Raw genomic sequence first — 21547 nt, 5'->3', positions numbered from 1 at the left:
GAGGTTGGCGGAGTTACGGGGCTGCATAGGCGTCATGTTCATAGAAAAACGCCCCAGGCCATCGAGACCCAGGGCGGTGAAGATATCAAAGACCCGTTTTCCGGTAAATCGCAATGCGGCTCCGCTTAAGTGAACAGCATTGCGCCTGTGGGCGACCCTGTGGTTTGTCTCACTCTCTGGAGACGCCGGGCTTGCGTCTGCTCCACCAGCGCCAGACCAGAGCGATGAGGCCGCCCACCAGCAGTACGACCGGCAGGTAGATAATGACGCTGAGAAATTGGGACTCATACTGCGCGGCCAGCTTGGTGTGGCTCAGGTAGTAACCCAGCCCGACCAGGGGGCAGATCCACATGATGGAGCTGATCAGGTTGACCACCAGGAAGCGCCCCTGGGGGATCTCGTTGGCGCCGACGATATAGGGGTAGGCGGTACGCACGAAGGCGATGTAGCGGGCGGTGATCAGGGTGATGATGCCGTACTTGTTGAGCAGGTAGTGCACCTTCTCCTTGTGCTTGTCATCGAGATGGGACATCAGCCTGTGATACATCCGGGTGTGGCCGAGGAAACGCCCCTGCATGTAGCCAAGCCAGGTACCGACGAAGGTCGCCATGATCAGCAGCGGGACCACTGCCATCGGCAACACCCCCTGATAGATCAGCACGCCGGTCAGGATCAGCAGGGTATCCCCTGGCAGGAAGGCGGTGGGGATAAAGCCATTCTCGAGCACTAGGAAGGTCAGCAGGACGACATAGACCATGAAGACCATCTTGGGATCAGAGAGTGTCGCCAGATCCTGATGCATAAAGGCGTGAGCCAGGTGGTAAAACTGCTCCATACATGCAAACTCCGCAGGTTAGCTGGGTTGGTCGGTCAAGGGCATGGCAAGTACCTTGTCGATGCGCAGGCCGTCCATATCCACGATTTCCAGTTGCCACTGTTCCAGGGTGACCAGGTCTCCGGTCTGGGGAAGGCGGCCAAGGAGCAGCATGATAAGCCCTCCAAGGGTGTGATAGTGATGTTTTTCTTCTTCCGGCAGACGAACCAGCTCCAGACAGTCCTTCAATTCTGGCAGTGGAATGAGGCCGTCGAGCAGCCAGCTGCCGTCGGCGCGCTGGAAGGCCCAGTTGTCCTCCCCATCTTCCTGCTGGAAGTCGCCGGCCAGGGTTTCCAGCAGATCCTGCTGGGTGACCAGCCCCTGCAGCTCGCCATATTCGTCCACCACCAGCACCATGTGCTCGGAGTGGGTACGGAAGTGGTTGAGCAGCTCCAGGCCGTTGAGGGTCTCCGGCAGCAGGCTGCCGTCCTGGGTCAGCGCCGCCAGATCGATGGGTTCTCCCTTGATGTAGGCGTGCAGCACCTTGCTGACGTTGAGGATGCCGACGAGATCCGACAGGCTGCCGTCACAGACAGGGAAGAAGCTGTGGCGATACTCCACCAGACGTTGGAGGTTCACTTCCAGCGGCAGTGACAGGTCCAGATAGCGGATGTCGCTGCGCGGCACCATCAGGGAGGCCAGGCTGCGTTCGTCGAGGCGGAACACGTTGCGCAACATAGTGTGCTCATGGTCCTCGATCACCCCCGCTTCGGAGCCCTCCACCAGCATGGCGTGGATCTCCTCCTGAGTGACGTTGTTGCTGCTGCGCTGATCGACCCGCAGCAGCCGCAGGCTGGCGTTGGTGGAGGCGGAGAGCAACCAGACGAAGGGACGGGTCAGGGTCGCCAGCCAGAGCATGGGGCGGGCTACCAGACAGGCGATGCGCTCGGCGCTGAGCTGTCCGAGGCGTTTGGGCACGAGCTCCCCTACCACGATGGAGAGATAGGTGACCAGCACGACTACGATGACGGTGGCGAGCAGGCTGCTGCTCTTGGGGGAGAGCCCCCACTCCTGCAGCCAGAGGGCGAAGGGCTGGGCCAGCAGGGACTCGCCATAGATACCGTTGAGCAGACCGATGCTGGTGATGCCGATCTGCACGGCGGAGAGGAAATGGGTCGGATCTTCCCCGAGCTTGAGGGCGATGGCGGCGGAGCGGCTCCCTTCGCTCGCCATTTTGGCGAGGCGTGCCTTGCGTGCCGTCACGATGGCGATTTCCGACATGGCGAAGACGCCATTGAGCAAAATCAATCCAAACAGGATCAATATTTCCATACTGCAGCAGCACTCCCGATAGAAAAGACCGCTGGCAGTGTAATGAATTTGCGGGCTCTGTGCTTGTGAAAGGAGGTGATTTGGCTCGTGAATTTTTGAATATCGTCCCGGCGGGAGGGATAAAACTGCGGGGCAGGAGAGGGAGAACTGAACCCCTGACATGAAAAAGCCCCCGATAAACGGGGGCTTGTCATGTTGCGCTGTGGCTTAGAGCGCGGCGATCTCGGCCTGCTGGGCTTCCAGCTTGGTCAGCTGGAGACGGTAATCTTCCAGCTTCTCGCGCTCCTTGATGATGACCGCTTCCGGCGCCTTGGCGACGAAGGCTTCGTTGCCGAGCTTGCCTTCGATGCGGCCGCACTCGCCCACCAGACGGGCCACCTCTTTGGCCAGACGGGCCAGCTCGGCTTCCTTGTCGATGAGACCGGCCATCGGGATCATCAGCTCGGTGGCACCGATCAATTTCTTGACCGACAGCGGGGCGGTTTCACCGGCCGCCAGTACGCGGATGGATTCCAGACGGGCCAGCGACTTGAGGAAGGCCTCGTTGTCAGCGGCGCGCTGGGCATCCTTGGCATCGCACTGGAGCAGCACGTTGAGGGGCACGCTCGGGGCCACGTTCATCTCGGCGCGGATGTTGCGGATGCTGACGATGAACTCCTTCACCCACTCCTGATCCGCCATCGCGGCGTCGTCCAGCTTGGCTGCGTCGAATTCCGGGAAAGCCTGAATCATGATGGTGTCGGCGTGTACGCCGGCCAGCGGGGCGACCGATTTCCAGATGGTTTCGGTGATGAACGGGATGATCGGGTGTGCCAGGCGCAGCAGGGTCTCGAGGACACTGACGAGGGTGTGGCGGGCAGCGCGCTGCTCGGCCTCGGAGCCCTTGGTCAGTACCGGCTTGGTCAGCTCCAGATACCAGTCACAGAACTGGTTCCAGATAAATTCGTACAAGACGCCTGCAGCGATGTCGAAGCGGTAGGTATCGAGGGCGGTGCGGAAGTCTCGGATGGCCACTTGCAGCTGGGACTGGATCCAGCGATCCGCCAGGCTGAACTGCATCTCGCCACCGGCAAAGCCGCAATCCTGATCTTCGGTGTTCATCAGCACATAGCGGGAGGCGTTCCACAGCTTGTTGCAGAAGTTGTTGTAGCCATCCAGGCGCTTCATGTCCCAGTTGATGTCACGACCGGTAGAGGCCAGCGCCGCCAGGGTGAAGCGCAGGGCGTCGGTGCCGTGGGCCTCGATCCCTTCCGGGAACTGCTTGGCGGTGCGCTTGCCGATCTTCTCGGCCATCTGCGGCTGCATCATGTTGCCGGTGCGCTTCTCCAGCAGATCTTCCAGCGAGATGCCGTCGATCATGTCGAGCGGATCCAGCACGTTGCCCTTGGACTTGGACATCTTCTGGCCTTCTTCGTCACGGATGAGGCCAGTGATGTAGACGGTCTTGAACGGGACTTGCGGCTGGCCGTTTTCGTCCTTGATGAAGTGCATGGTCATCATGATCATCCGGGCAATCCAGAAGAAGATGATGTCGAAGCCGCTCATCAGCACGTCGGTCGGGTGGAAGGTCTTGAGCGCCTCGGTGTTGTTCGGCCAGCCCAGGGTGGAGAAGGTCCACAGAGCGGAGCTGAACCAGGTGTCGAGCACGTCTTCGTCCTGACGCAGCACGGTCACGGACGGGATGCTGTGCTTGGCGCGCACTTCCTCTTCGTTGCGGCCCACGTAGACGTTGCCGGCATCGTCATACCAGGCCGGGATGCGGTGACCCCACCACAGCTGACGGGAGACGCACCAGTCCTGAATGTCGCGCATCCAGGAGAAGTACATGTTTTCGTACTGCTTCGGCACGAACTGGATGCGGCCATCTTCCACCGCCTCGATGGCGGTCTTGGCCATGGGGGCCACGCGGACGTACCACTGGTCGGTCAGCATGGGCTCGATGGGCACGCCGCCGCGATCGCCGTAAGGCTGTTGCAGCACATGATCCTTGATCTCGGCCAGGAGGCCCAGCTCGTCCAGCTTGGCGACGATGGCCTTGCGGGCGGCGAAGCGCTCCATCCCGGCGAACTCGGTCGGCAGGGCGGCGTCATAGGCGGTGCTCGGGTTGCCATTGGTATCGACCACTTCGGCCTCGGCACGCACGTGGGCGTCCAGGGTGAAGATGTTGATCATCGGCAGGTTGTGGCGCTTGCCCACTTCGTTGTCGTTGAAGTCGTGGGCCGGGGTGATTTTCACGCAGCCGGTGCCCTTTTCCATGTCGGCGTGTTCGTCGGCAACGATGGGTATCAGACGGTTCACCAGCGGCAGCAGGATGTGCTGGCCGATCAGCGCCTTGTAGCGGGGGTCTTCCGGGTTCACGGCCACGGCGGTATCACCCAGCATGGTTTCCGGACGGGTGGTGGCGACGATCAGGTGATCCTGGCCTTCGGCGGTCTTGGCGCCGTTGGCCAGCGGGTAGCGAAGGTGCCACATGTGGCCCTTGATCTCGCGGTTTTCCACTTCCAGGTCGGAGATGGCGGTGTTGAGCTTGGGATCCCAGTTCACCAGACGCTTGCCGCGGTACATCAGGCCGTCTTCGTACAGGCGCACGAACACTTCCTGGACGGCGGCGGAGAGACCCTCATCCATGGTGAAGCGCTCGCGCTCCCAATCCACGGAGTCACCCAGACGGCGCATCTGACGGGTGATGGTGCCACCGGACTCTTCCTTCCACTGCCAGATCTTGTCGATGAAGGCTTCGCGGCCGTAATCGTGGCGAGTCTTGCCCTCTTCTGCGGCGATCTTGCGCTCAACCACCATCTGGGTGGCGATACCGGCGTGGTCGGTACCCGCCTGCCACAGGGTGTTCTTGCCCTGCATGCGGTTGTAGCGGATCAGGGTATCCATCAGGGTCTGCTGGAAGGCGTGACCCATGTGCAGGCTGCCGGTGACGTTCGGCGGCGGGATCATGATGCAGAAGGAGTCTTTGCTGGTGTCGCCGTGGGGCTTGAAGTAACCCTGGGCTTCCCAGTGCTGGTAGAGCGCCTGTTCGATGGCGTTGTGATTAAAAGTCTTTTCCATGGTCTCGCCGTATTCTGGATGGATGGAGTCTGGTGTTGATTCGTCGTGGATCGAGGGTGGCACAGTCAGGGCTGCGCCGGATCCGGTGCGGCAAGGACGGGCTGATCCCTCATCTCGAGGGTATGGCCCGCCTGGCGATAGTGCTTGTAGCGCTCGCGGGCTTGCTGCTTTTGCGTTTCGTCAGTGGGGACAAAATCTACCACTTGAGCGAAGTGTCCTGCAAACAAAGGTGTCTGCCGGGCCAGGTTGATGAGGCAGGCATAGCGCCGCCGTGGCGGCTGATGGCCTATCTCCACCGGTGCCTGACCGCTCTCCCCCTGCAACTGGTGCGGCACGAAGCGATCGGGCGGCAACTGCCACAACAACTCGTCCAGACGCAGGGCCTGGGCCTCGTCCTCGCACAGCAGATAGAGGTGGCCTGCGCTCCAGCCATCGGCCGCAAGCTGGCAGGCGAGGCGCTCGACGGCGGAGGCATCTGCATCATCGGGCTGGCTCATCAGGTAAAAGGTCACTTGGCTCATCAGGTCGGTCCCGTTTGGCTGTGACGGACAGCGATTGGCCGTCTTCGGGAGCCGCGTCTGGCACGGACTTCCCGGATTCTCTCAATGAAACAAGGAAGAGGCAGGCCTCTTCCTTGTGATACAGGGTAACGCCTTCTCGCATCGCTCTTCGAGTCGATGGGGAAGGGGATCACTCCTTGTCTTCGACGTCCGCCACGCCGGCCCGGTTGAGCAGGAACTGGGTCAGCAGGGGCACAGGACGGCCGGTGGAGCCCTTTTCCTTGCCGCTCTTCCAGGCGGTCCCTGCGATATCCAGGTGGGCCCAGTTGTACTTCTTGGTGAAGCGCGACAGGAAGGCGGCGGCGGTGATGGTACCGGCCGGACGGCCACCGATGTTGGCCATGTCCGCGAACGGGCTTTCCAGCTGCTCCTGATACTCGTCGAACAGGGGCAGACGCCAGGCGCGATCGCCGGCCTGTTCGGAGGCGTTGAGCAGCTCGTGGGCCAGGGGGTTGTGGTTCGCCAAGAGGCCAGAGGTATGGTGGCCAAGGGCGATGATGCAGGCACCGGTCAGGGTCGCCACGTCGATCACGGTCTCGGGATCGTAGCGGTCCACATAGGTGAGGGCATCGCACAGCACCAGGCGGCCTTCGGCGTCGGTGTTGAGCACCTCGACGGTCTGGCCGGACATGGTAGTGAGGATGTCACCGGGGCGGTAGGCGTTGCCCCCCGGCATGTTCTCGCAGCCCGCCAGCACACCGATGACGTTGATGGGCAGCTGCAACTGGGCCAGGGCGTGCATGGTGCCGAGCACGGAGGCGGCGCCACCCATGTCGTACTTCATCTCGTCCATGCCGTCTGCCGGCTTGATGGAGATGCCGCCGGAGTCGAAGGTCAGCCCCTTGCCCACCAGCACGATGGGCTTGGCGTCGGCGTTGCCCTTGTACTCGATGATGGCCATCATGGCTTCGTTCTCGGAGCCGCGGGCCACTGCGAGGTAGGAGTTCATGCCGAGCTCGGCCATCTCCTGCTCCCCCACCACCCTGGTGGTGATGTTGTCATAGGCATCCGCCAGACGGCGGGCCTGGGAGGCGAGGTAGGCGGGATTGCAGACGTTGGGCGGCATGTTCGCCACGTCGCGGCAGATGCGCACCCCTTTCGCCACGGCCAGGCCGTGGTTGATGGCGCGCTCGCCTATGGTCAGTTCCCGACGCGTCGGCACGTTGAAGACCAGCTTGCGCAACGGACGGCGCGGTTCGGCCTTGTTGGTCTTGAACTGATCGAAGCTGTAGAGGCCTGCCTTGGTGGTTTCCACCGCCTGACGCACCTTCCAGTAGGTATCCCGACCCTTGACGTGCAGCTCGGTCAGGAAGCAGACCGCTTCCATGGAGCCGGTTTCGTTCAGGGTGGTGATGGTCTTGTTGATGATCTGCTTGTACTGGCGCTCGTCGAGTTCGCGCTCCTTGCCGCACCCGACCAGCAGTACGCGCTCGCTGAGCACGCCCGGTACTTGATGCAGCAGCAGCATCTGGCCCGGTTTCCCTTCCAGGTCGCCACGGCGCAGCAGCGAGCTGAGGTAGCCGTCGCTGATCTTGTCCAGCTGTTCGGCAACCGGAGAGAGGCGGCGGGGCTCAAAAACGCCGACCACGACGCAGGCACTGCGTTGCTTCTCAGGACTGCCACTCTTTACACTGAACTCCATGGAATCTCCTACATCCTAAAGACAAAAGGCACCATTTATTGAATAATGCGGTGCTTGTTGGGGTATCAGAGGCGGAGCGAACAGTCACAGGCTCCGCAGTTCAAACTGGTAAAAATCCAATATAGGGCCCTATTTTTCAGGCATTCGACTAAAAACACAAGTTTACTTGGGAATGACTGTGATCGTTTTCCGATATTTGTTCAGGGAGACCCTGAAAACCCAGCTGGCGGTGCTGTTCGTGCTGCTGCTTATCTTCGTCAGCCAGCAATTTATCCAGATCATTGGCGATGCCGCCGATGGTGAGGTGCCGACGCGCCTGGTATCCACCCTCCTGCTGCTCAACCTGCCGAATATGGCGTTGTTGATGCTGCCTATCAGTCTGTTTTTAGCCATTCTGTTTGCTCACGGCCGTTTGTACGCGGAAAGCGAGATGACGGTGATGCACGCGGTGGGTTTCAGTCACCGTTTCATCATGGGCAGCGCCCTGGTGCTGGCCTTGCTGACCGCCGCCGTCGCGGCGTTCAACACCGGCTGGATCGCCCCCCAGGCCAAGGAGCGGGAGTACCAGGTGATCGACGAGTTCAAGGCCGATCCCGGTATCTCTTTCCTGCAGGCCGGCCGCTTCATGGAGCTCGACAAGGGGCGCCTGGTGGCCTACATCCAGGATCTGAACGACAAGGGGTCGGAGTTGCAGAAAATCTTCGTGCTGCAACGGGCCGAGGGTGGCTCACCCCCGTCAGTGGTGGTGGCCAACGAGGGGCAGGTGACCGCCGACAGCAATGGCTTGCAGTGGCTGACCCTGAAGGATGGCTCGCGCTACGAGGGGCATTTCACCGGCAAGCAGTTCCAGGTCTCGGAGTTCCGTGAATACAGCTTGGTGATCCGCCAGCAGGAGATGGAGCGATCCAACCGCAAGGCGGCGGCCAAGCCGACCCTGGCATTGCTCGGCACCCAGGACAATCAGCTGATGGCCGAATTGCAGTGGCGCCTGTCGCTGCCCCTCTCCATCCTGGTGCTCACCTTCCTGGTGGTGCCGATGGCGCGGGTCAATCCCCGTCAGGGGCGTTACGCCAAGCTGCTGCCGGCCATCCTGCTCTATCTCTCCTATTTCCTGCTGCTCAGTGCCGCCCGGTCGGCCATCGACAGCGGGCGTCTGCCCCACTGGCCCGGGATGTTCCTGGTGCCCCTGATCTATCTGCTGCTGATAGGGTTGCCTCTCAACCTGCATGGCACCAGCTGGTGGAACGGGGTCAAAGGGCAATTGTTCAAGAGAAAGTCAGCATGATGCTGCAACCTGGGAGTCTCTGCTGATGTTCGGCATTCTCGATAGATACATAGGCAGGGTCATCTTCATGTCGATCCTGCTGTGCGAGCTGACCCTGGTCGGGCTCGCCGCGCTCATCAAGTACGTGGAGCAGTTGAAGGCGGTCGGGGAAGGCAACTACGACATGCTCAACGCCCTCTACTACGTGCTGCTCTCCATGCCCAAGGAGGCGGTGCTCTTCTTCCCCCTGGCGGCCCTGCTCGGTGGCCTCATCGGTCTGGGCCAGCTCGCGACCAGCTCCGAGCTGGTGGTGATGCAGGCGGCGGGACGCTCCAAGATCAGCATCGTCATGGCGGCGCTCAAGACCGCCATTCCCCTGATGCTGCTGGTGGGGCTGATGGGCGAGTACGTCGCACCGGCCGCCAAGCGGATGGCGGATGACATCAAGGCGGGGGCCATGTCGGAAGGGCGGCTCACGGTCTCGGCCTACGGGGTCTGGGCACGGGATGGCAACAACTTCGTCAACATCAACGGGGTGCGCAACGATGGCGCCCTGACCGGCATCACCCTCTACCGCTTCACTCCGTCCCGCAACCTGATCGACGTGGTGCAGGCGAAGGAGGGGGTGTTCGAGGATCACCACTGGCTGCTGAAACAGGTGCACATCACCCGGTTTGACGATCCCACCCGGATCCAGGACGAACAGCATGCCCAGATGGCCTGGCAATCCGAGCTGACCCCCAAGCAGCTCGGGGTGGTCAGCATCGATCCCGAGAACCTGCCCATCTCGGGGCTGCGGGACTACATCGGTTATCTGGATGCCAACAAGCAGGATGCCGGACGCTACAAGCTGGAGATGTGGCGCAAGCTGCTCTCACCGCTCTCCGTGGTGGCCATGATACTGCTCGCCTCCTCCTTCATCTTCGGCCCGCTGCGCTCGGTGAGCATGGGGGCGCGGATGCTGATGGGGATCATGACCGGCTTCGCGGTCTATGTGAGCGACAGGGTGTTCGGCCCGGTCAGCCTGGTCTATGCGGTCCCGCCCATCCTCGCGGCCATCGCACCCAGCCTGCTGTTTGGCGGCATCTCCTTCTATATCCTGAGCCGCAAGCAGTAGCGGCCTGAAGGGCGGCGGGCTGCTGACAACAGGCGGCCATTGCTCTCGATGCACCGTTTCCGTCAAGGTTCTGGGCTGCAAGCCGTCAGTTCTGGTCAACAAAAAGGGCACCTCGGGGTGCCCTTTTCGTTGCCGTCTTGGGATCAGCGATTGAGCTGCTCCAGGTTTTCCGCCTTGCCGAGCACCACCACCTCGCACTCGGCCCAGATGTCCTGGAAGGCGCGGGGGCGGGCGCGATTGAACACACACAGCAGGTTACCCAGGCCAAAGGCCGAGGTGGCGAGCCGGATCAGGGCCTGGGTGACGCGAATGTTGCTGCCGTCCAGGTTCTGGATGCGCAGGCGCCAGGCCCGCATGCCGATGGTCTGGCCGGCGCGGACCCAGAACCAGGTGTAGAAACCGCAGATGACGAAGGCCAGCCAGGCGCTGTAGAGGGGGCTGGTGAGCAGCCAGGCGGCATCCTTGCCCTCGGGAACGTGCGCCATGCCGGTGGCCAGCAGCAGGTGGGCCACCCCCATGCCGATGAAGCCGGCGATGATCAGCAGGGCAATCACCACCAGATAGTCATAGAGCAGGGCGCCGAGGCGGCGCAGCAGACCGGCGGAGGGATGCCGGGGAGCAGGCTGGAGAGGGGAGGGGGTCTTGCGCTTGGCCATGATGATTATTCCATTAATATGATGCGGGCATTCTATGTAACTGGCCTGGCATCGGCAAGGCGTTGAATAAATGAGCAAACAACGGTGGGCGCAAGAAAAACACCTTGCATGGCCAAGCGCCATTCGTATAATCCCTCGCAGCTGCCCGGGTGGCGAAATCGGTAGACGCAGCGGATTCAAAATCCGCCGTAGCAATACGTGTCGGTTCGAGTCCGACCCCGGGCACCATCAGATTCCATGACAAAAGGCCATCCTCGCGGATGGCCTTTTGTTTTTCCGGGCGGTGCGAAGAGGTGTACCCACAGACCCACAGACCCACAGACCCACAGACCCACAGACCCATAGACCCACAGACCCACAGACCCACAGACCCACAGACCCTCAGACCCTCAGACCCTCAGACCCTCAGACTCTCAGACCTTCAGACCCACAGGCTCTCGGGCCATCAACCTCTCGGACTGCCATCCCCTCAGTCGATGTTCTGCGCGATGCGCCACAGCACGCCTGAGGGGTCGTACAGACAGAACTCCTTCATGCGCCACGGCTGGGTGACGAGCTCCGTGACCCTGACGCCATAGCGGCGGGCAAGCTGGCTCGTTGTCACCTGCTCCTGCCAGGCGGCCACGTCCTCCACCAGGAGGTGCATCATGAGCTGCTCGGCCAGCCCCGGGGGGTTGCCATCCTGCAGCAGGAAGCTTGCGTTGCCGAGATGAAAATAGGCCACGCCGTCGCCATCGGAGGCCAGGGTAAAGCCGAGATCCTGATAGAACTGCTTTGACAGTGTGAAATCCCGGGCAGGCACGAAGGCCTTGATTTCGGTCACGTTGAGATTGGGCATGGGCTCCTCGCGGCGCTGGGAACAGGGGAGGATGGCTTGCCAGTATGACCGGGCATTTCGGGGCAGGCCAGACGAATGGCGCGCGTTTGCACTCTTAAAGTGCTTGTGCCCCTCGGATGGGGGGATATTGGCCGTCAGCCTCATTTGATTTCACCATGGTATGGCCCATTTCATTTATTTCATAAATACCTTAGCGGGATAGGTAAGCCTGCCAGGGTGACATCACCACGGGTTCGCCCCGTCATTGTGAGGTGGTTGGGTCATCCTGGTGCATTTTCCCGGCAATGCACAGCCAAAGTGCGATTTTCCCCCTGTAACCGGGCATCGTGCGCCAAGATGGTGCGTGTTGAATGTGATAAAAACATAACTCCATGAAATAAAAGAATTATTTTTCTTGGCCTGCTTTATGCTTTCCCCATGTTATGTCGCCATGATGTCTCCGTGAGCCACACAGGTGCGGTGGGCAGGTGGCCAGGTTGGAAATGCATATCAGGAAATGGACCCGGATGCCGGGACGACAAGGAGAGGGCTGTATGTTCAAGAGACTCGTAATGACTGGCCTGCTGGCGCTGGCCGCCACCATGGCCGCCCCGGGCTGGGCCGAAGAGGTGGCCGCGCAGGCCGATGTGGTACAGGCGGCCGCGACCGTGACCATCAACAAGGGGGACAATACCTGGCTGATGGTGGCGGCGGCCCTGGTGATCCTGATGTCCGTGCCGGGCCTCGCCCTCTTCTACGGCGGCCTGGTGCGCGCCAAGAATATGCTGAGCGTGCTGATGCAGGTGTTCACCCTGTTCTGCCTCATCACCGTCCTCTGGGTGGTCTACGGCTACTCCCTGGCCTTCACCGAGGGCGGCGCCTTCTACGGCTCCTTCGACAAGGTGCTGTTGATGGGGGTGACGCCGGATTCCATCGCCGCCACCTTCAGCAAGGGGGTCGGGATCAGCGAGTTCATCTACGTGGTGTTCCAGGGCGCCTTTGCCGCCATCACCTGCGGGCTCATCGTCGGCGGCTTTGCCGAGCGGATGAAGTTCTCGGCGGTGCTGCTGTTCGCGGTGATCTGGTTCACCTTCGCCTATATCCCGATGGCGCACATGGTGTGGTACTGGGCGGGTCCGGATGCCTACACGGATGCGGCCGCCGCCGAAGCGGCCGGTGCCACCGCAGGCTATCTGTTCCAGCACGGCGCTCTGGACTTCGCCGGCGGCACCGTGGTGCACATCAACGCCGCGGTGGCCGGTCTGGTAGGGGCCTTCATGGTGGGCAAACGGGTTGGCTATGGCCGTGACCCCATGACCCCCCACAGCCTGACCATGACCATGATCGGTGCCGCCCTGCTGTGGTTCGGCTGGTTCGGCTTCAACGCTGGCTCCTCCCTCGAAGCCAACGGCACGGCGGCCCTGGCCTTCGCCAACACCTGGATCGCACCGGCCGCTGCCGCCCTCTCCTGGACCTTCGCCGAGTGGGCGATGAAGGGCCGTCCCTCCCTGCTTGGCGCTGTCTCCGGTGCGGTGGCGGGTCTGGTCGCCATCACCCCTGCCGCCGGTTTCGTCGGTGTGGGGGGCGCCCTCATCATCGGCCTGCTCAGCGGTGTGGCTGGTCTGTGGGGCGTGCACGGTCTCAAGCGTCTGCTGGGGGCCGATGACAGCCTGGACGTGTTCGGCCTGCACGGGGTGTGCGGGATCCTGGGTGCCGTGCTGACCGGGGTGTTCGCCAGCCCGGATCTGGGCGGCACCGGGGTGTGGGACTATGTGACCAACCAGGTGGCCGAGGGGTACTCCATCCTGGCCCAGGTCAAGGTACAGGTCATCGGCGTGGGGGTGACCGTGGTCTGGACCGCCCTGGTCTCGGCCGTGGCCTACAAGCTGGTGGACCTGCTGATCGGTCTGCGGGTGAAGGAAGATGCCGAGCGCGAAGGGCTGGACGTGACCAGCCACGGCGAGAAAGCCTACAGCCATTGATCCTGCTGCCATGAATGTCATACCGCCGGCCCCGCCCGGCGGTTTTTTTATTGGGGCGAGGTGGCCAGGCTGCCCGGACCGGGCCGCTGGTGGCCGGGGTCGCTATTTGTGTTTGCGGGGTCTTTTATGCCTGCATTTTGGGCGGATCTCCGCTAAACTCTGCCACCCTTTATTCGGGGTCGCCGGGTCTGCCCCGTCGTCACCCTCTCTTTCATGCCTTCGGAGCCGCTCATGCCGTTAGTGGGACACCAACATCAGATCGATATTCTGGAACTGACCGACAAGGGGGATGGCAAGGGTCGCCTGTTCGATCGCCCCCTGTTTGTCGAGGGTCTGCTGCCCGGTGAGCAGGCGCTGGTCGAGTTGACCGAGGTCAAACCGAACTACCTGCACGGCAAGCTGGTCGAGTTGACCCAGCCCTCTGCCGATCGGGTGGCCGATTTTTGCCCCAACACCGAATGTGGTGGCTGCCAGGTGCGCCCGCTGGCCTATCCGGCCCAGCTTGCCCTCAAGCAGAGCCTGGTGCAGAGCGCACTGGAGCAGGTCGGGCTGGGTGAGGCCGTGGTCAACCCCATCCTCGGCATGGAGACGCCGTTTGCCTACCGCAACAAGGCCCAGTACGCGGTGCGTGGCAGCGAGGCGGGCGCCGAGATCGGCTTCTACCGCAAGCACTCCCATGACCTCATCACCGCCGATGATTGCGCGGTGCAGGACTCCCTGCACGTGGAGCTCAATGCCCGGGTACGCAACTGGATGCGCGAGCACGACATCGCGGCCTATGACGAGGTGGCCCACACCGGCTGCGTGCGCAACCTGATGACCCGCAAGGGCTTCAAGAGCGGCGAGCTGATGGTGGTGCTGGTGACCCTGGGCGAAGCGCTGCCGTTCGAAGCCGAGCTGCTGGCGGCCCTGGCGGATCTGCCGGTCACTACTCTGGTGCAGAACATCAACGAGGCGCGCACCAACCGCATCCTGGGTGACAAGAACCGGGTGCTGCTGGGCAGCGGGGTGATCCGCGACAAGATCCACGAGCTCGAATTCGAGATCTCGCCCCTCTCCTTCTTCCAGAACAACCCGAGCCAGACCGACGTGCTCTACTCCAAGGCGCTGGAGTATTGCGAGCTGACCGGCAGCGAGACGGTGTTCGACATCTATTGCGGCATCGGCACCATCTCCCTGTTCCTGGCAGGCAAGGCCGCCAAGGTGGTGGGGATTGAGTCGGTGGAGAGCGCCATCAGCGACGCCCGTCGCAATGCGGCCCTCAACGGCATCGAGCAGACCGAGTTCCACGTGGGCAAGGCGGAGCAGCTGATGCCTGCCCTGCATGCCGACGGGGTGAGTGCCGACGTGGTGGTGATGGATCCGCCCCGCAAGGGCTGTGACAAGGCGGTATTGCAGACCCTGGTGGCCATGGCGCCGCGCCGTCTGGTCTATGTCTCCTGCAACCCCCAGACCCTGGCCCGGGATCTCGCCTGGCTGGTCAAGCAGGGCTTCGTGCTGGACGAGGTGCAGCCGGTGGACATGTTCCCGCACTCCATGCACGTGGAAGCCGTTGCTCGCCTGAGCCTGCCAGCGAAGGCCTGATCGTCGCTCGGGATCTTCCCCTCGCACGATGCAGGTGGAAGCGGTCGCCTGCCTGAGCCTGCCAGCGAAAGCCTGATCGGGCCGAGGGCGTGGCGTTAGCCAGATGGCTCTGATAAAAACGACTCCTGAGGGAGTCGTTTTTTTTATGGTCGTGGTCGGCAGAACCACCAGGCAGGGAGGTCGGCGTGATGATTCGTATGGCAGGGGTGGAGGATGCGGCGGTGCTGGACAGCTTCTTCGGGCAACTGGACAGGGAGACCCGCTTCATGCTGTATGAAGCGGGAGAGCGCCCCTCGGACATAGCGGGGCAGCGCAGGCGGCTCGAGGCCATGGTCGCGGCCCCCAATCAGGCCATGTGGCTGCTGGAGCTGGCGGGGGAGGTGCAAGGGTTTGCCGCGCTCCTTGGTGGCGGCCTGGCACGCAACCGCCACTGCGCCCTGGTGGTGATGGGGCTGCGTTCGGGGGCGCGCGGGCAGGGATGGGGGGAACGGTTGCTGCGTACCCTGATCGCGACCGCGAGGGATCTCGGTATCCACCGGCTGGAGCTGGGAGTGATGGCCCACAACGAGGTGGCCCACGCCTTGTATCGCAAGTGCGGGTTTGTGGAGGAAGGGGTGAGACGGCAGGCCTATCGGCTGGACGAGGGCTATGTGGACGAGATTTCCATGGGGCTGCTGCTGCCGCTGGACAGGCCATGACGCCGCTGGCCCCGAGATGCTGGTCTGGGGAGTTGGATTGGGGCAGGCTTGTGGGGAAACCATCGAGACAAGGAGGCGCCCATGAAGGGGATATTGCTGCGTTGGCTGGCTCGCTACGATGCCTGGTGCCAGGAGTGGGGACTCACACCGGAGAACCGGCGCTGCTGCGCGCCGGTACGACATGATGAAGACGAGAAGCGCCCGGAGAAGGGCGACGACCTCACTGGAACTGGCGAGTCACGGCGCCAGTGACGCTGTTGTAGTCGAACGAGAGCCCGTCGGGGTATGCCGGGAAGCGGCCCACGGAGCTGCGCAGGGTATAGCGGCAGTTGTCGTGACGAAGGGCGCCGTCAGCCTGAGCGTCTGCCGGGATGAGCCGGGAGATGTAGTCACTGTCTGAATCCTGGTGCAACTCATCGGCCACCGTCAGATCGGTATCGAGCAGGGCGCCAAACAGGCTCTCGCAGTCGTCCCGGCTGCTGACGGAGATCTGATCGCTGTCGCCACCGGGGAAGACGGTATCGGGCCCCTGACCTCCTTGGTGCCCACCGGCCAGCCATGGCTGTTGATGTCGAGATCCTGCCTGCCCATGCCGCTAAAGTTGTAGAGTGCCAGGGGCTCCCCCTTCACCTTGACCGCCCAGCCGGCGTGGGCGAGCCGGGCGGCACTGGCAAAGCTGCCCGCCGTGGACGAGACGCTGCTCTTGAGCCCGTCGTCCTGGATGTTGATGAAGCGGGGCAGGGCGGTCACGGCCAGGATCCCCAGCACGATGATGACCAGCACCAGTTCTATCAGGGTAAAGCCTCGGGAAACGTGTGTTGGCATGGAATGAACCCATTGAGTACGACAGACAGGTAAGCGCGACATGGAATTGATAGACACCCACTGCCACCTCGATTTTCCGGTCTTTGACGCCGATAGGGAGGCGCTGCTGACCCGGTGGCGCCAGCTGGGGGTGGGCGAGTATATCATCCCCGCCGTGGGAGAGGAAAACTGGGGGCGGGTGATGGCGCTGGCCGAGCGCCACGACGACATCCGCTATGGCCTGGGGATCCATCCCTGGTATGTGGGCAAGCAGCCTCGGGATGCACTGACCCGGTTGGAGACCCTGCTGGCGAGTCGGCCCCGTGGGCTGGTGGCCGTGGGGGAGTGCGGGTTGGATCTGCGCTCCCATGTGCCGCAGGAGGGGCAGGTCGAGATGTTCGAGGCGCAGGTGCGGCTGGCCATGGCGCATGAGCTGCCCCTCATCGTCCACTCGGTGCGTGCCAACGACACGGTCGCCAAGATCCTGCGGCGCTTCACTCCGCCACAAGGGGGGGTCATTCACGCCTTCAGCGGCTCCCTGCATCAGGCGGAGGTGTTCTGGCAACTGGGTTTCAGGCTGGGGATCGGGGGGGTCATCAGCTATGAGCGCGCCAACAAGACCCGGGAGGCGATACGCCAGATGCCGCTGGAGGCCTTGCTGCTGGAAACCGACGCTCCCGACATGCCGCTGCAAGGCCAGCAGGGAGAGGTGAACACGCCGGCCAGCCTGCCGACCATAGCCCGCTTGTTGGCACAATTGCGGCAGCAACCGCTGGAGGATGTTATTTCGGTGTTACATGACTCCACCCGGCGGCTGTTCCCCCCAGGAAATCATGAAATTAACATTTGATTATCAAATGATGACCGAGTGATAAAAAACAGGACCCATAAAAATCGTTTGCGGTCTAATTAAACGATGTTCAGGCCGTTTGTGGCTTATAAAATGTGACCAGTATTCTATTTTGTCGCACCGTAATTAGTATAATGCGCACCCTTGATTAGCGGCTTCAATACACAAATCGTTAACAAGCTGGCAGGTGCTACTAAAGAGGAAGTGTTAATAATGAATCTGATAATGGGTCTGGTAGGGATGGCGACGCTCGTCCTGATTGCGGTGCTGTTCTCCAGCAACCGCAAGGCAATCAAAATTCGTACCGTAGGTGGCGCCTTTGCCATCCAGGCCGGTCTGGGGGCCTTCGTGCTCTACGTGCCGGTCGGTCGTGACATCCTGGTGGGCGTGTCCGACGCCGTCTCCAGCGTCATCGGTTATGGCCAGAACGGCATCGAATTCCTGTTCGGTGGTCTGGTTGGCAACAAGATGTTCGAAGTATTCGGTGGCGGTGGCTTCGTCTTCGCCTTCCGCGTCCTGCCCGTCATCATCTTCTTCTCTTCCCTGATCGCGGTACTCTACTACCTCGGCATCATGCAGTGGGTGATCAAGCTGCTGGGCGGCGGTCTGCAGAAGGTGCTGGGCACCTCTCGTACCGAATCCCTCTCCGCCACTGCCAACATCTTCGTCGGTCAGACCGAAGCCCCGCTGGTGGTACGTCCCTTCATCTCCAAGATGACCGACTCCGAGCTGTTTGCCGTCATGTGTGGTGGTCTGGCTTCCGTTGCCGGCTCCGTGCTGGCCGGTTACGCCTCCATGGGCGTCAAGATGGAATACCTGATCGCCGCCTCCTTCATGGCTGCCCCGGGTGGTCTGCTGTTCGCCAAGCTGCTGGTACCGGAAACCGAGACCCCGAGCTACGACGAGAACACCGCAGAAGGTGAGCTGGACGACAAGCCTGCCAACGTGATCGACGCTGCCGCCGCCGGTGCCTCCGCCGGTCTGCAACTGGCCCTGAACGTGGGTGCCATGCTGCTGGCCTTCATCGGCCTCATCGCCATGATCAACGGCATCTTCTCCGGTGTGGGCGGCTGGTTCGGTTACCCGCAACTCTCCCTGGAGCTGCTGCTGGGCTGGCTGTTCTCCCCGCTGGCCTTCCTGATCGGCGTGCCCTGGAGCGAAGCGGTCGTGGCCGGTTCCTTCATCGGTCAGAAGCTGGTGGTCAACGAGTTCGTGGCTTACCTGAACTTTGCCCCCTACCTGAAGGATGAAGTGCTGATCAACGGTGTGGCCATGTCCGAGCACACCAAGGCGATCATCTCCTTCGCCCTGTGCGGCTTCGCCAACCTGTCCTCCGTCGCCATCCTGCTGGGTGGTCTGGGCTCCATGGCACCGAACCGTCGCGGCACCATCGCCAAGTTCGGTCTGAAGGCCGTGCTGGCAGGTTCCCTGTCCAACCTGATGTCTGCGACCATCGCAGGCTTCTTCCTGGCGCTGTCCGGCATGTAACATCGCCTGACTGACAGGATAAAGACGAACGCCACAGCGATTTGCTGTGGCGTTCTCGTTTGGGGTGGTGACAACCGTTTTCCTGTCAAGACTAATAATAAAGTGAGTCAAATCGGAGGTTCTATGAATGAAGTGCTACTGGCTATGGCGGCCGGCTTTATCGTTGGGGTGTTGTTTTCTTTCCTCAAGTTGCCGATACCGGCGCCGCCCGTCCTCTCCGGCGTCATGGGGATCGTGGGGGTCTATCTGGGGGGCATTGCCTACTCTTGGATCCTGACCCGCTTCTTCTCTTAAGCGCCTTCCAGCGCTGGATTTGCCGGGTGTGAGGTACCTCTGAAATTGGCAAATCCGGCTTGCAAACACGGGGTATCTCGGCTGAAATAGGCGATGCCAGCAGGGTGCTGGCATTGACTAATGCCCGGTGAATCCGGGTGTTGGCGGTCAAATGGAATTGATTGGGAAGTCGGGTCTGCGTAGTCGGCCTTTCTCAAGTCTTCATGGAACCAAGTCCGCACTTTTGTAAGAAAGTGACAGGGCTCTTGCCTTATTTGCAGCCGTATTGCCTGTGCATTTGCGCTGCAATTCCATATCCCGTTGCTCCGGGAACGTCTCTGCCGACCCTTGGTGTTCGGTGAAGCCGATCGCGGGTGATGGGGCTTAACAAGACTTTGGAGACATAGCATGACTGATCTGAAAGTGGCCGCCCAACGCGCCCTGAACCTGATGGACCTGACCACCCTGAACGATGACGACACCGATCAGAAGGTGATCGACCTGTGCCACAAGGCCAAGTCTCCGGCTGGCCTGACCGCCGCCGTCTGCATCTATCCCCGTTTCATTCCCATCGCGCGCAAGACCCTGCGTGACATCGGCGCTGCCGACGTGCGCATCGCGACCGTGACCAACTTCCCCCACGGCAACGACGACATCGAGATCGCCGTGGCCGAGACCCGCGCCGCCGTGGCCTACGGTGCCGACGAGGTGGACGTGGTCTTCCCGTACCGCGCCTTCATGGCCGGCAATGAACAGGTCGGCTTCGATCTGGTCAAAGCATGTAAGGAAGCCTGCGGCGCCAAGGTACTGCTGAAAGTGATCATCGAGACCGGCGAGTTGAAGGAAGAGGCGCTGATCCGTCGCGCCTCCGAGATCTCCATCGACGCCGGTGCCGATTTCATCAAGACCTCCACCGGCAAGGTGCCGGTGAACGCGACCCCTGAAGCGGCCCGTATCATGATGGAAGTGATCAAGGCCAAGAACCCGAAAGTGGGCTTCAAGCCGGCCGGTGGCGTGAAAGACGCCGCCGTGGCGGGTCAGTACCTGGCCATGGCCGAAGAGATCCTGGGCAAGGACTGGGTATCCGCCCGCACCTTCCGCTTCGGCGCCTCCAGCCTGCTGGCCAGCCTGCTGGCGACCCTGGGGCATGGCGACAAGCCTGCCAATACCAGCGGTTACTAAGCGGCGGCAGGGGGCGGTGCGCCGCCCCCTTCCGGATCTGGTTCGGTCTGTGTTCGTGCACTGTGCACGGAGGGAATGAAAGATGTTTTTGCCTCAAGAAATTATTCGCAAGAAGCGCAACGGTGAAGCGCTCAGTACCCAAGAGATTCAATTCTTCGTTCAGGGCATTACCAACAACACCATCGGCGAGGGGCAGATAGCGGCCCTGGCCATGGCGGTCTACTTCAAGGACATGACCATGGATGAGCGGGTCGCCCTGACCTGCGCTATGCGCGACTCCGGCATGGTGCTGACCTGGGATCACCTCAACCTGGGCGGCCCCATCGTCGACAAGCACTCCACCGGCGGTGTGGGTGACGTCGTCTCCCTGATGCTGGGCCCCATGGTCGCTGCGTGCGGCGGTTTCGTGCCCATGATTTCCGGCCGTGGTCTCGGCCACACCGGCGGTACCCTCGACAAGCTGGACGCCATCCCCGGCTACCAGACCTCGGTCGACAACGACCGCTTCCTGAAAGTGGTGAAAGAGGCGGGTGTCGCCATCATCGGCCAGACCGGCGATCTCGCCCCGGCGGACAAGCGTATCTATGCGGTACGGGACATCACCGCCACCGTCGAGTCGATTGCCATGATCACCGGCTCCATCCTCTCCAAGAAGCTTGCCTCCGGGCTCGAAGCCCTGGTAATGGATGTGAAGGTGGGCTCCGGCGCCTTCATGCCGACCTTTGAAGCCTCCGAGGAACTGGCCAAGAGCATCGTCGCCGTGGCCAACGGTGCCGGCTGCCGTACTTCAGCACTCTTGACCGACATGAACCAGGTGCTGGCCTCCAGCGCCGGCAACGCGGTGGAAGTGCGCGAGGCGGTGCGCTACCTGACCGGTGAGTATCGCAACCCGCGCATCCACGAAGTGACCCTGGCCCTGTGCGCCGAGATGCTGATCTCCGCGGGGCTTGCGAGCGACGAGCAGGACGCCCGTGCCAAGCTGCAGGCGGTGCTCGACAACGGCAAGGCCGCCGAGATCTTCGGTCGCATGGTGACCGGCCTCGGTGGCCCGGCGGACTTCATGGAGCGTTATGACGCCTACCTGCCCAAAGCCGCCATCGTGCGCCCCATCTACGCGGCCCACAGCGGATTCGTCACCGCGATGGATACCCGTGAACTAGGCCTGGCGGTGGTCGCCATGGGGGGCGGTCGCCGCGCCGCCGCCGACAAACTCGATTATGCCGTCGGTCTGACCGACTTTATCCGCCTGGGTCAGAGCGTCGATGCTGACAAGCCGCTCGCCCTGATCCACGCTCAGACAGAAGCTCAATTTGCCGAGGCTGCCCGCATGGTGCAGGCTGCCGTGAAGATCGGCGACACCCGACCAGAGGCGCTGCCCGAGGTTTACCGTCGCATCGGTCTGGCTGATTTGTAACAAGGGGAAG

At 62.0% G+C, this 21547-nt stretch carries 18 protein-coding genes, 1 tRNA gene and 1 pseudogene; 12 read left to right on the top strand and 8 right to left on the bottom strand.

All coding sequences use genetic code 11. From position 1 onward, the window contains the following. Positions 1–169: 169 nt before the first annotated feature. From J9889_RS04365 to pepA, 5 genes are all read right to left on the bottom strand, one after another. Positions 170–835 carry a DedA family protein gene (locus tag J9889_RS04365; protein WP_039040923.1) on the bottom strand — a complete coding sequence of 222 codons (666 nt, stop codon included), beginning with the start codon at positions 833–835 and terminating at the stop codon, positions 170–172. Positions 836–853: 18 nt separating this feature from the next. Then, positions 854–2146, bottom strand: a complete 1293-nt coding sequence (locus J9889_RS04360) for a hemolysin family protein (RefSeq protein ID WP_029313724.1) — start codon at positions 2144–2146, stop codon at positions 854–856. Between the two features lie 207 nt (positions 2147–2353). Further along, positions 2354–5206, bottom strand: a complete 2853-nt coding sequence (locus J9889_RS04355) for a valine--tRNA ligase (protein ID WP_210556019.1) — start codon at positions 5204–5206, stop codon at positions 2354–2356. Positions 5207–5271: 65 nt separating this feature from the next. Then, positions 5272–5727, bottom strand: coding sequence for a DNA polymerase III subunit chi (locus J9889_RS04350; RefSeq protein ID WP_010672959.1), 456 nt, complete (start codon positions 5725–5727; stop codon positions 5272–5274). Positions 5728–5896: 169 nt separating this feature from the next. Next, positions 5897–7408, bottom strand: coding sequence for a leucyl aminopeptidase (gene pepA, locus J9889_RS04345; RefSeq protein ID WP_010672960.1), 1512 nt, complete (start codon positions 7406–7408; stop codon positions 5897–5899). Positions 7409–7580: 172 nt separating this feature from the next. Between pepA and lptF the strand changes: the two genes are divergently transcribed. Further along, positions 7581–8693, top strand: a complete 1113-nt coding sequence (gene lptF / locus J9889_RS04340) for an LPS export ABC transporter permease LptF (RefSeq protein ID WP_210556018.1) — start codon at positions 7581–7583, stop codon at positions 8691–8693. A 25-nt stretch (positions 8694–8718) separates the two neighbouring features. Next, positions 8719–9789: an LPS export ABC transporter permease LptG gene (gene lptG, locus J9889_RS04335; protein ID WP_041210919.1), complete on the top strand. Its 1071-nt coding sequence runs from the start codon at positions 8719–8721 to the stop codon at positions 9787–9789. A gap of 143 nt (positions 9790–9932) precedes the next feature. Here lptG and J9889_RS04330 read toward each other — a convergent pair whose 3' ends face one another. Next, positions 9933–10445 carry an RDD family protein gene (locus J9889_RS04330; protein ID WP_161470421.1) on the bottom strand — a complete coding sequence of 171 codons (513 nt, stop codon included), beginning with the start codon at positions 10443–10445 and terminating at the stop codon, positions 9933–9935. A gap of 143 nt (positions 10446–10588) precedes the next feature. On the opposite strand from J9889_RS04330, the gene J9889_RS04325 reads away from it, so the two are divergent. Continuing rightward, positions 10589–10673, top strand: a tRNA-Leu gene (locus J9889_RS04325). Between the two features lie 241 nt (positions 10674–10914). Here J9889_RS04325 and J9889_RS04320 read toward each other — a convergent pair. Beyond that, positions 10915–11283, bottom strand: coding sequence for a VOC family protein (locus tag J9889_RS04320; protein WP_210556017.1), 369 nt, complete (start codon positions 11281–11283; stop codon positions 10915–10917). Positions 11284–11816: 533 nt separating this feature from the next. On the opposite strand from J9889_RS04320, the gene amt reads away from it, so the two are divergent. From amt to J9889_RS04300, 4 genes are all read left to right on the top strand, one after another. Next, entirely contained in the window at positions 11817–13244 is a 1428-nt protein-coding gene (gene amt / locus J9889_RS04315; protein ID WP_010673021.1) for an ammonium transporter, read from the top strand. 231 nt (positions 13245–13475) lie between these two features. Beyond that, on the top strand, positions 13476–14828 hold the full coding sequence (gene rlmD, locus J9889_RS04310; protein ID WP_039039940.1) for a 23S rRNA (uracil(1939)-C(5))-methyltransferase RlmD: 1353 nt from the start codon (positions 13476–13478) through the stop codon (positions 14826–14828). Positions 14829–15016: 188 nt separating this feature from the next. Next, the gene (locus J9889_RS04305; protein WP_210556020.1) at positions 15017–15526 is read left to right on the top strand and encodes a GNAT family N-acetyltransferase; all 510 of its coding nucleotides are present in this window, start codon (positions 15017–15019) and stop codon (positions 15524–15526) included. Between the two features lie 81 nt (positions 15527–15607). Further along, positions 15608–15778 carry a DUF5363 family protein gene (locus J9889_RS04300; protein WP_167418745.1) on the top strand — a complete coding sequence of 57 codons (171 nt, stop codon included), beginning with the start codon at positions 15608–15610 and terminating at the stop codon, positions 15776–15778. On the opposite strand, the pseudogene tppF reads toward J9889_RS04300, so the two are convergent. Beyond that, positions 15747–16351, bottom strand: a pseudogene (tppF, locus tag J9889_RS04295) (type IVa pilus pseudopilin TppF). The gene J9889_RS04300 and the pseudogene tppF sit on opposite strands and share 32 nt — an antisense overlap. A 40-nt stretch (positions 16352–16391) precedes the next feature. On the opposite strand from tppF, the gene J9889_RS04290 reads away from it, so the two are divergent. From J9889_RS04290 to deoA, 5 genes are all read left to right on the top strand, one after another. After that, the gene (locus J9889_RS04290; RefSeq protein ID WP_161653085.1) at positions 16392–17180 is read left to right on the top strand and encodes a TatD family hydrolase; all 789 of its coding nucleotides are present in this window, start codon (positions 16392–16394) and stop codon (positions 17178–17180) included. A gap of 213 nt (positions 17181–17393) precedes the next feature. Beyond that, positions 17394–18668: a NupC/NupG family nucleoside CNT transporter gene (locus J9889_RS04285; RefSeq protein ID WP_039039944.1), complete on the top strand. Its 1275-nt coding sequence runs from the start codon at positions 17394–17396 to the stop codon at positions 18666–18668. 123 nt (positions 18669–18791) lie between these two features. After that, a complete protein-coding gene (locus tag J9889_RS04280) occupies positions 18792–18962 on the top strand; it encodes a DUF1427 family protein (RefSeq protein WP_010673027.1) in 171 nt (56 codons plus the stop codon). A 387-nt stretch (positions 18963–19349) separates the two neighbouring features. Next, positions 19350–20123 carry a deoxyribose-phosphate aldolase gene (gene deoC / locus J9889_RS04275; protein ID WP_039039946.1) on the top strand — a complete coding sequence of 258 codons (774 nt, stop codon included), beginning with the start codon at positions 19350–19352 and terminating at the stop codon, positions 20121–20123. Between the two features lie 82 nt (positions 20124–20205). Continuing rightward, positions 20206–21537: a thymidine phosphorylase gene (deoA, locus tag J9889_RS04270; RefSeq protein WP_210556016.1), complete on the top strand. Its 1332-nt coding sequence runs from the start codon at positions 20206–20208 to the stop codon at positions 21535–21537. The last annotated feature ends 10 nt before the right edge of the window (positions 21538–21547 follow it).

It is taken from the genome of Aeromonas sp. PrichA-15, assembly GCF_017939245.1.
Lineage (GTDB): Bacteria > Pseudomonadota > Gammaproteobacteria > Enterobacterales > Aeromonadaceae > Aeromonas > Aeromonas caviae.
Note: the sequence above shows the minus strand (reverse complement) of the source record. Positions and strands in the feature narration are given on the sequence as shown.